We start from the raw sequence: 10,905 nt of genomic DNA on the forward strand, positions 1-10,905 counted from the left end.
ATGCATCCACTGATACAACAGCATATGATTCGTCACCGCCAGATCGGCGGCGATATCAATGACCGACTCCCCGCCAAGCATGCGATTGACCGCCCCGAGCTTCACCTGCCACGCATAGCGACGATACAGGCCGCGCGCGGTCACCTTCCGGCATCCCGGCCTGCTGCCCCGCACCCAGTCAAACAACACATGGCGCGAGGGATAGCCCAACACTCGCAACGTCTTCGCATACGACTTATACCGTCGAAACGTGGCCACCGCCACCCGCTTCTGCTCGGCCGTGTACATGACCTTCATCTGATCCTCCAAAATAGACCAGAAAACAGTCCCAAGCCCCAAATGTGTGTTTTATTCCGGCATATAGGAACCAAAGTTATTGCTTTAGGCGTTCCATTTCTTCGCGTATGCGGTGACATACACAACCAGACGGAAGGTGCTGGGGAACGACGAGGTCGCCTGGCATACGCGGCGCCCCGCTGCCGGCATATCAGGCCTGCCGGGCGCTTGCTTCCGGCGTACGGCGTATGTCCCGGCATACGCGCGATTGACAACTCCCCGGACCACACGGCAAACTCGGTTGCATCCCCTGCGGCCGGCAAGGACACGGGATACACGTCCGATGCCCCGACATGCCTACGGCCACAACGCCTGCGGGGATTATATGCAATAACTTTGGTTCCTATTTGCCGCGATACGCTCCCACATCTGCCAGCAAGGGCGTGACACGTTGAATGGCAGCATCAAATGGTCGATAGATGCCAGATATCAAAGCCGTGTCTCTACTTCCGATGTCTCGACGTGCTTCGACTCATACCATTCGTTTCCGTATCCATTCCGCCTTAAGCACCCGACGCCGATTGCCCGGGCACCATACCAAAGTCTCAATATCTCCCGTTCGAGCCGCGATGTTGAGAGATTGTTCGAAAAAAGTCTCAACAACTCGCGCAAACGGCAATTTAGACGAGATATTGAGATTTCTCGATGCGTCGAGCATGATGGTCAGTCGTGAAAAAGCCTGGAATTTCAACGATTCTTTACTGCTCGCCGTCTGTGATGCCGAGTGCGGAATCACAATAAATCGGGAAAATCCGGATTCGCGAGGAGATATTGAGACTTTGTTCTGAAAATCTCGATGACATGGTGCAAATCGTCGAGATATTGAGATTTTTGCCGTTCCGTGCGCACTCCGTTCTGCGACATTCCATCTTCGCGGATTTCGTCCCCTCAAACATTCCTCCTTCGGATATCGCGCCCCCCGGCCTCACAACATGCCAGAAGTTCGTGATTGGAAGCACACGTCATCAGCATCGCAGTATTCCAATACCGCATTCCTGTGCCATACGCTTGTGCCACAATGGAGCCATGAGCAGCATGATCGACGCGAATGCACAGAATGCACAGCACGGTGAACCGCAAGATACTCCGGGCATGGCGACGGAACGGCAGGAGCCGCAGTCGCTGAGCGGGCGCGCGGAAGCGAATGAAAACCAGGATTTCTACGCGGTGATTCCCGCCGGCGGCACGGGAACCCGCCTGTGGCCGCTGAGCCGCGAGGCCAAACCGAAATTCCTCTACGACCTGCTCGGCCAGGGTCGCACGCTGATCCAATCCACCTACGACCGGCTGGAACGCGTTGCGGGGCGGGGCCATGTCACGGTGAGTACGGGTTGGCGGCATGTCGCGGCGATCCGCGAGCAGCTGCCGCAACTTGACGGCAACGACATCTTCGCCGAACCGGTGCCGCGTGATTCCACCGCCGCGATCTGCCTCGCCGCCGCCGTGTTGGCTCGCCGCCACGGGGAGCGCGTCGTGGTGGGGTCGTTCGCCGCGGACCATGTGATTCGTGGCGCTGCCTCCTTCGCCCGCGCGGTCCGTGAGGCCGTCGCCACGGCGCGCGCCGGCTATGTGACGACCATCGGCATCGCTGCGTCCCGCCCGTCCACGGCGTTCGGCTACATCCATCAGGGCCGTTCCCTGGCCGCGGACGTGCCCGAGGCCCCGAGCGCACGGCTGGTCGAGCGGTTCGTTGAGAAACCCGATGCCGCGACCGCCCAGGCCTACTTGTCCACCGGCGAATACCGTTGGAACGCCGGCATGTTCGTGATGCGCGCGGACGTATTGCTCGGCCACTTGCATGAATACAAGCCGCGTATGTACGACGCGATTTCAGCTATCGCGGACGCGTACCTTACCGGCGGCGATGCGGTCGACGAGGCGATGGCGACTCACTGGTCGGGCATCGAGAAAATCGCATTCGATTACGCGGTCGCCGAACCGCTGAGCGTGCAGGGCGGCGTGGCGATGATCCCGGGTGATTTCGGTTGGGATGATATCGGCGATTTCAATTCCGTCGCCGCGTTGCTGCCGAGTGCGAACCAGCAGAACATCAAGATTCTCGGCGATCGCGAAAACGTGTCCTATATCGATTCCGCCGGCGATGTGGTGGTGCCCGCCGCAGGGCGAACGATTGCATTGCTCGGCGTGAACGACATGGTCGTGGTCGACACGCCGGATGCTTTGCTCGTCGCGCCTCGTGCACGCAGTCAGGAAGTCAAGAATATGGTGGCGCATCTGCGACAGGAAGGCCGTGACGAGCTGCTGTGACCGGCTTCGCCCGGACAGCATCGAGGACTGTCCGGCTCTGTCCTATTTTGTGAGTATCTTGTCACATGGAAGCAAACGATGTCATTCCGCGTCGCGTGCCTGTCACGCATGCGGGAAGATATCGCTTCGATTATGAAGAGAGGACCAAGTATGGCCATCAATCCGCCTGTCGACGCCACCAAGACTCCTGAGTGGGCTGCCCTGCAGAAGCACTATGACGAGCTGCAGAACGAAGGCATCAGCCTCAAGCAGTGGTTCGCCGAGGATCCCGAGCGTGTGGACCAGCTGAGCTTCGATGCCGGCGACTTGCATTTCGACCTCTCGAAAAACCTGATCAAGCCCGAGACGCTGTTGCTGTTCGCTGATCTTGCCAAGGCGGTCAAGCTCGACGAACGCACCAAGGCGATGTATACCGGTGTGCATATCAATAACACCGAAGACCGTGCCGTGCTGCACACCGCGCTGCGTCGCCCGGCGGAAGACGAAGGCAAGGTCATCGTCGATGGCCAGGACACGGTTAAGGATGTGCGCGAAGTGCTTTCGCGCATTTACGCCTTCGCCGACAAGGTTCGCTCCGGCGAGTGGACTGGCGTGACCGGCAAGAAGATCACCACCGTCGTCAATATCGGCATCGGCGGCTCGGACCTTGGCCCCGTCATGGTGTACGAGGCGCTCAAGGCCTATGCGGACGCGGGCATCAGCGCACGCTACATCTCCAACATCGACCCCAATGACATCGCCGAGAAAACCAAGGGCCTGGACCCGGAGACCACGCTGTTCATCATCGTCTCCAAGACCTTCACCACGCTCGAGACGCTCACCAATGCCCGCGAGGCACGCACGTGGCTGCTCGAAGGCCTCAAGGCTTCGGGCGCCGTCGACGGCTCGGACGAGAAGAACGCCGAAGCAGTGAGCAAGCACTTCGTGGCTGTCTCCACCAATTTGGAGAAGGTCGCCGAATTCGGCATCGACCCGAAGAATGCCTTCGGCTTCTGGAACTGGGTCGGCGGCCGTTACTCGGTCGATGGCGCCGTTGGCACCTCGCTGGCTGTGGTCTTCGGGCCGGAGCGCTTCGAGGAGTTCCTGCACGGCTTCCATGAGATCGACGAGTACTTCGCCACCACGCCGTTCGAGAAGAACGTCGTCGTGCTGCTCGGTATCTTGAACGTCTGGTACCGCAACTTCTTCAAGGCCGCCTCGCACGCTGTGCTGCCCTACGACCAGTACCTGCACCGCTTCCCGGCCTATCTGCAGCAGCTGACCATGGAGTCCAACGGCAAGTCTGTGCGCTGGGACGGCACGCCCGTCACCTCCGAGACCGGCGAGATCTTCTGGGGTGAGCCCGGCACGAACGGCCAGCACGCTTTCTACCAGCTGATCCATCAGGGCACGCAGCTGATTCCGGCCGATTTCATCGCTTTCGCCAACACGCCGAACCCGACCAAGGACGGCGACCAGGACGTGCACGAGCTGTTCTTGGGCAACTATCTCGCGCAGACCAAGGCGCTCGCCTTCGGCAAAACCGCCGATGAAGTGCGTGCCGAGGGAACCGCCGAGGAGATCGTCCCCGCCCGCGTGTTCGCAGGCAACCGCCCGACCACCTCGATTTTCGGCGAGGCCCTTACTCCGTTCGCCGTCGGTGAGCTGATCGCCCTGTACGAGCACATCACCTTCGTCGAGGGAACCGTCTGGGGTCTGGATTCCTATGATCAGTGGGGAGTCGAGCTTGGCAAGCAGCTCGCCAAGCAGATCACCCCGGCCATCTCGCAGGATGACGGGGCCTTGTCGGAGCAGGATGCCTCTACGCAGAGCCTGATCAGGTTCTACCGCGCCAAGCGCGAGTTCTGATTCGCTGCGTGGTGTACGGCGGCCAGAACGTAGCCTGACCTGCCGGTAGACCAAGCCAACAACAGGATCCCGCCATCCGTTACCGTTACGGATGGCGGGATTTTTGTGTTGGTGGGTTCGGGGGGTTAAATGACAAAAGGGGCTTGGGACTGTTTTCTGGTCTATTTTGGAGGATCAGATGAAGGTCATGTACACGGCCGAGCAGAAGCGGGTGGCGGTGGCCACGTTTCGACGGTATAAGTCGTATGCGAAGACGTTGCGAGTGTTGGGCTATCCCTCGCGCCATGTGTTGTTTGACTGGGTGCGGGGCAGCAGGCCGGGATGCCGGAAGGTGACCGCGCGCGCCCTGTATCGTCGCTATGCGTGGCAGGTGAAGCTCGGGGCGGTCAATCGCATGCTTGGCGGGGAGTCGGTCATTGATATCGCCGCCGATCTGGCGGTGACGAATCATATGCTGTTGTATCAGTGGATGCATGCATGGCATCTGGACGGCGAGGAGGGATTGATGACCCGGTCGGAACGAAAACAGCGCGAGGGATATAAGACCCGTGCCCAGTTGGAGGCGTCGCTGCCCGATGATCCGGTCGAGCTGCGCCGCCTGGCCGCTCGGCTGCTGGTCGACAAGGCCGTGCTCGAACAGGAGCTTGATCTGGTAAAAAAAGACGCGGGCGTCATCCCGGGACAACTGACCAACACCAGTAAAACGATAATCACCCAGTCTCTCAGGGGTCGTCTCCCATTGACGATGCTGCTTGACTCGACGGGACTGAGAGCGAACAGCTACCAGTATGCCAGAACGGCTTTGGCACGTCCTGATAGGCTGGCCGGACTGCGCGTGAGAGTGCACGAGATCGCGCGCTCGTCCGGGTTCACGTATGGGTCCCCGCGCATCTGGACGGCGCTGAGGCGGGCGGGCACCGTTGTTTCCGAGAAGGTGGTGCGCCGTGTGATGAAGCAGGAGCATATCCCCGTGCATTACGCGCATCGCAAGCGGCACTATTCAAGCTACGAGGGCGAGAGCACGCCGGCTCCCAAGGACCTCGTCAAACGCGACTTCCATGCCAAGGAACCGAACCGGTTATGGTTGACCGATGTCAGCGAGTTCGCCGCGCGCAACGGGAAAGTGTATCTCAGCCCGGTCATCGACTGCTATGACGGGAAAGTCGTGGCCTACACCACGAGTCGCACGCCTGATAAGCAGCTGACGCAGTCCATGCTCGAGCAGGCCATCGGCACACTGCCCGCGCGGCGCACGAATTTCTTGATACTGCATTCCGACAGGGGTGGGCACTATCGTGCCGCGGAATGGATCGAGGCCCTGAACGCCGCAGGCGTCACCCGTTTCATGAGCCGCAAGGGCTGCTCCCCCGACAACGCGGCGTGCGAGGGATTCTTCGGACGCATGAAGACCGAGATGTTCCACGAACGCACATGGAACACCACGGGCGAACTGGAAACCGCGATCCACCGGTACATGGCCTTCTATAACAACCAGCGCATCAAAACTAGCCTAGGCGGCATCACCATCAACGAACACAGAAACCAGCTAGAATCAACGCTAACGAACTAAACCAACCAGAAAACAGTCCGAACCCCCTTTTATCATTTAACCCTCTGTCCGTCTGTCACACTCGCCGCTGGTGCACTAAGGTGGTCGCATGCCGCTTCCGGGGAGTTTGCGGCAGGGCCGCATGGCAAGTACGCGGGATTTCGCGCGGATTTCGCGGGGAATCTCGCGTCTTGGAATCAAGGAATCATGGAACGAGGTATGGCATGGGTGATATGGACTGGGTTTTGTTCCTGATTTCCCCCAGATAAGGAATGATGGAATTATGAGCACTCGATATACGAAGGAGTTCAAGGAACGGGCGGTCAGGCTGTTGGCTGAGTCCCGTGGGAATTATTCGTCGGAGACGCAGGCATTGGTCGGTGTGGCGAAGGATCTGGGTGTGGCGGCGGAATCATTGCGCCGCTGGCAGGGGCAGGCTGATGCGAGTGGTTCGGCGGGCCCGCAGGAGTCCAGCGAGCTTAGGAAGCTACGTAAAGAGAATGCGGAGTTGCGTCGGGCGAATGAGATTCTTTCTTCGGCGTCGGCTTTTTTCGCCTCACGGCTCGACCCGACACGGCGTTGATGGTCGCGTATATCGACGCGCATCGTGCCAGGTTCGGGGTCGAGCCGATCTGCACAGTCTTGCGGGCCTCGTTGGATGGTGGGTTCATCACCGCCAGAGCCTACTGGCAGGCCAAGAAGCGTGCCGTCTGCAGGATGCGGGCGCGTCATGAGACGCTGGCACGCGACATCCAGGTGATGCACGCGCACCGGTTCATGGCGGTGTACGGGTATCGCAAAGTCCACCGTCAGCTGATCCGACAGGGATGGCATGGCATCGGTCGCGATCAGGTGCTCAGGGTGATGCGATCCCTCAGGATCCAGGGTGTTCGCCGGGGCCGGATCCCGGTCACCACGCGGCCCGCCAGGAGCACTGGCGGCCGCCCCGACCTGGTGGAACGCCGGTTCACCGCGCAGGCTCCCGGTCGCCTGCACGTGGCGGACGTCACGTATGTGCGGCTCGCGTCCGGGAGTTTCGCCTATGTGGCGTTCGTCACCGACGCGTACGCCAGAAGGATCGTGGGATGGGCCGTCGCCGCGAGCCAGCACACCAGAACACTGTCCCTGGTCGCGTTGGACCAGTCCATCAGCTGGACCGCACGACACGGCGAGACTACAGGGCTGATCCACCACAGTGATCATGGCACCCAGTACATCAGCGGCCTGTACGGCACGCGCCTCAACCAAGCCGGCATTCTCGCCAGCACGGGCAGCGTGGGCGACTCGTATGATAACGCGCTGGCAGAAACCGTCAACGGCGCATACAAGACGGAATTGATCAAACGATCCGACCCGTTCGAATCCGTGCACGCCCTGGAACAGGCCACCTTCCAATGGGTCTCCTGGTGGAACCAGGAGCGCCTGCACCAGCACCTCGACTACCGGACACCAGCAGAAGTCGAAACCCTGTATCATCAAACCAAGGCGACACTCGTCGCCCAATAAGACACCGGGAACAAAAACCAGTCCACATCATATTGTATGCCTGTATTGGGCAGGACGTATCAAAGATGCTATAAGGCGTCGTCTACACGTCGTTCGTTGTAAATAGCGTGAACGTGCAGCATGACAAGAAAGTAATGGGCTAGCAGTTTACGTTAAGGAGAATAATGAAGCGGGTTTGTTTAGTTGCCCCCGGAGAGTTGCCAGTCCCGGCTACGCAAGGTGGTGCAGTGGAAACACTGATTACTACACTGGTGAAGCAGAATGAAATTAATGGCGATATGAAACTGACCGTTGCGGCACCAAGAGATAAGAAGAGCGAGTTAGAGGCGTCTTTTTTTAAAAAAACGCATTTTATTTATGTGCCAACTGCTAAGAGTATAAAGAGATTTATACATAAATGCATTCAGTTTGCATGGGATAAGTTAGGGCTGAATCATTCTGTTCCTTTAAATACCCCTTTTCAACGAGAAGCAGCTAAATTGGTTAATCCGGAAGAATATGACATTATTGTTATGGAAGGTGGCATGTTCGAACCTACTGCTTTATATCGAAAAAGATACGGAGACAAGTTGTGGTATCACCTTCATGGTGTGCCGGAAGCCCCCTTTAAATGTTTAGGATATAAAACAGTAATTTCTGTCAGTGAATTTGCAAAAAAAAGCTGGCTTCAGTATTGCGATGAAGATACTACCCATAGTGTGAGCGTGGTGCATAATGGTATCGATGTTGCCAAGTTCCAACGTGAGTTCACCGAGGAGGATCGGAAGGCGGTACGGGCGCGACTCGGTTTTGCTCCCGATGATTTCGTGGCGTTGTATTGCGGCAGAATCATCGAAGTCAAAGGAGTATTGGAGCTACTCAAGGCCATCCAAAGAATCGATGACGACCATGTGAAGCTGATGGTCGTTGGCAGTCCCGATTTCGCGAAGTCCTCGCATACCCCGTATCTGGACAAGGTGCAATCGCTGGTCGATGAATTGGGTGACCGGGTCGCGTTCACTGGCTATGTGCCGAACAATCAAGTGTACCAGTACAGCAAGTCGGCGGATGTACAGGTGGTCCCTTCGCTATGGGAAGAGGCTGCTGGCCTTGTTGGTGTTGAGGCCATGGCCGCGGGACTGCCTCTTATCGTGTCGCATTCGGGCGGATTACAGGAATATGTTCCGGAAACCTGCTCCATTGTTGTGGAAAGAAATGAGTCATTCATCTCTTCTCTATCTGATGCCATTGTATCGCTGCGGGAGCATCCGGAACTGTGCGAATCAATGATGAAGAATGGGTTACTGCAGGCTGAACAATTTTCTGAACAAACTTTTTATGATGAATTTGTGAGAGCGATTGGCGAGTAATAGGCTGAATTATGGGAGATAAGAAGCAACTGCTTGTGAACATGGTCGCAAGCTTGGTGAATTTCGCGGTTTCCGTTGGAATTGGTCTGGTGCTTACGCCATATATCGTGCGTAACATCGGCGCTGAAGCCTATGGGTTCGTCGGATTGGCGAACACGTTCGTAAGCTATGCGCAGCTGCTTACCATCGCATTGAATTCGGTGGCTGGGCGCTTCATCACAGTCGCATACCATGAAGGCGATGATTCCAAGGCGAACGGGTATTACTCGTCTACGCTTGCGGCAAACGGCGTCATGGTCGCCGTACTGGTGGTCGTTGCGGTTCCGGTGGTGACGTTCCTCGACAAGCTGGTGAACATCTCTCCACATCTTGTGGGAGACGTGAAGGCTCTATTCGTCTTCATATTCCTGAATTTCATGCTTTCGACCATCTCCACGGTGTATTCCGTCGCCACGTTCGTAAAGAACAAGCTGTACCTGAGCAGCATCGCGAATCTCGCTTTCTCCTTGGTGCGTGTGGCGGCCATGGTCGCGCTTTTCGGAATCCTGCCGCCGAAGGTCTACTACGTGGGATTGGCCGTATGCCTAGCGACGGCGGTGATTACGCTGATGAATCGCTCGTATACGCGCAGGTTGCTTCCCGACATTTCCTTCGACAAGAAATCGGTGTCCTGGAGGAGCATTCGCGAGATGCTTTCCGCCGGCGTGTGGAACGTGGTCACGAAACTCCAACAGATCATGATGTTCGGATTGCAGTTGCTGGTCGCGAACCTGATGATCAGCCCGTATCTTATGGGCATGCTCTCCATCGTCCAGACCGTTCCGAACCAGCTCAGCGGATTGATGGGCACCGTGTCGGGCCTGTTTTACCCTGAACAGACGAAATACTATGCGCAGGGCAAGCATAAGGAACTCATCGAAGACCTCAAATCGGGCATGAAGGTGACCGGCTTCTTCACGAATATTATTTTCGTGGTGATGCTCGTCGCAGGATATGACTTCATGCATTTGTGGCAGCACGGTCAGGATACGGGATTGCTGTACCAGCTGCTTACGCTTACCATGTTGGGCCTGCTGACCTCCGGTGTCGCCACGACATTGCAGAATCTGCCGCTGATCGTCAACCGGTTGAAGAAGTATTCCATCGGATGGCTCGTCTACAGCGCGATATCCATGGTCGTGCTGATCGCCTTTATCGAGGTTCTTCCGAAGTGGGGCGTTTTCCTCGTGGCGGCGATCCCGCCTCTGTTCGAGATTTTGGCGAACGTGACGTTCGTACCCATTTATGCCTCCAGATGCCTGGGCATCGGGAAATTCGAGTTCTATCCCATCTATATTCGCTACTTCGCCTCCACAACGGTGGCCGCCGCCGTCTGCTGGGGAATCAGACATGTGCCCCCGCTGGTCGCCAATGGCTGGATCTCGTTGATTCTGACGTGTTGCCTATATGCACTGGTCACGATGCTTTTGGACGTGGTGCTGTTGCTCGGAAGGAAGGAACGTTCCATGTTGGTGGGCATGCTGAGGAGGAAGCTGCATATCGGCTAGAGTTTTGCAATCCAACGATGGGATTTTGCCGAAAAGGGGCTGGTGCCCGGAATCGACAACGGGTTCGGTAAAGCATCGCCGTCTCCGTTTGATACCGCGCAAGAAATGGCTGCGTAGTTATCTTTAGGAAAATGTCTGTAGTTTTTGTCGTGCAAAAACAGGTTGTGATGTGGACTGGTTTTTGTTCCTGATTTCCCCCAGATAGGAGATGATGGAATCATGGCTAGAAGATATGATGCGGAGTTCAGGGAGCGGGCGGTGCGGCTGTTGGCGGGCTCGCGTGGGAATTACACGTCCGAGACCAAGGCGTTGCAGGGCGTGGCGAAGAGCCTTGGAATCGCCGCGGAGTCGTTGCGCCGGTGGCAGGAACGCTCAGATGCGGCGAATGCGTTGGATCCCGGCGAGTCCGAGGAGTTGAAGAAGTTGCGTCGGGAGAATGCCGAGCTGCGCCGCGCGAACGAGATCTTGAGTTCGGCGTCGGCTTTTTTCGCGGCCAGGCTCG

Annotated in this window: 8 protein-coding genes and 1 pseudogene; 7 read left to right on the forward strand and 2 right to left on the reverse strand. The window is 57.5% G+C overall.

Annotated elements, in window-relative coordinates; genetic code table 11:
- Positions 1-297, reverse strand: a 297-nt coding sequence (locus BISU_RS09655) for a hypothetical protein (RefSeq protein ID WP_459166248.1), incomplete at its 3' end; no start/stop codon positions are given.
- 1,131 nt (positions 298-1,428) lie between these two features.
- On the opposite strand from BISU_RS09655, the gene BISU_RS09660 reads away from it, so the two are divergent.
- From BISU_RS09660 to BISU_RS09690, 6 genes and pseudogenes are all read left to right on the forward strand, one after another.
- A complete protein-coding gene (locus BISU_RS09660) occupies positions 1,429-2,604 on the forward strand; it encodes a mannose-1-phosphate guanylyltransferase (RefSeq protein ID WP_404801782.1) in 1,176 nt (391 codons plus the stop codon).
- Between the two features lie 150 nt (positions 2,605-2,754).
- On the forward strand, positions 2,755-4,452 hold the full coding sequence (gene pgi / locus BISU_RS09665) for a glucose-6-phosphate isomerase (RefSeq protein ID WP_034533067.1): 1,698 nt from the start codon (positions 2,755-2,757) through the stop codon (positions 4,450-4,452).
- 178 nt (positions 4,453-4,630) lie between these two features.
- Complete coding sequence (locus tag BISU_RS09670; RefSeq protein ID WP_156100201.1) at positions 4,631-6,022, forward strand: IS3 family transposase; 1,392 nt, start codon at positions 4,631-4,633, stop codon at positions 6,020-6,022.
- A gap of 262 nt (positions 6,023-6,284) precedes the next feature.
- Positions 6,285-7,581 (forward strand): annotated as a pseudogene (locus BISU_RS09680) (IS3 family transposase).
- 153 nt (positions 7,582-7,734) lie between these two features.
- Positions 7,735-8,856, forward strand: coding sequence for a glycosyltransferase family 4 protein (locus BISU_RS09685; RefSeq protein ID WP_161787763.1), 1,122 nt, complete (start codon positions 7,735-7,737; stop codon positions 8,854-8,856).
- Between the two features lie 11 nt (positions 8,857-8,867).
- A complete protein-coding gene (locus tag BISU_RS09690) occupies positions 8,868-10,403 on the forward strand; it encodes a lipopolysaccharide biosynthesis protein (RefSeq protein ID WP_024464677.1) in 1,536 nt (511 codons plus the stop codon).
- On the opposite strand, the gene BISU_RS12620 is transcribed toward BISU_RS09690, so the two are convergent.
- Positions 10,400-10,624, reverse strand: coding sequence for a hypothetical protein (locus BISU_RS12620; protein WP_156100202.1), 225 nt, complete (start codon positions 10,622-10,624; stop codon positions 10,400-10,402). The two genes, BISU_RS09690 and BISU_RS12620, sit on opposite strands and share 4 nt — an antisense overlap.
- Here BISU_RS12620 and BISU_RS09695 point away from each other — a divergent pair.
- A partial coding sequence (locus tag BISU_RS09695) for a transposase (protein WP_024464678.1) occupies positions 10,623-10,905 on the forward strand: 283 nt, incomplete at its 3' end. The two genes, BISU_RS12620 and BISU_RS09695, sit on opposite strands and share 2 nt — an antisense overlap.

This window comes from Bifidobacterium subtile (genome assembly GCF_000741775.1).
Taxonomy (GTDB): domain Bacteria; phylum Actinomycetota; class Actinomycetes; order Actinomycetales; family Bifidobacteriaceae; genus Bifidobacterium; species Bifidobacterium subtile.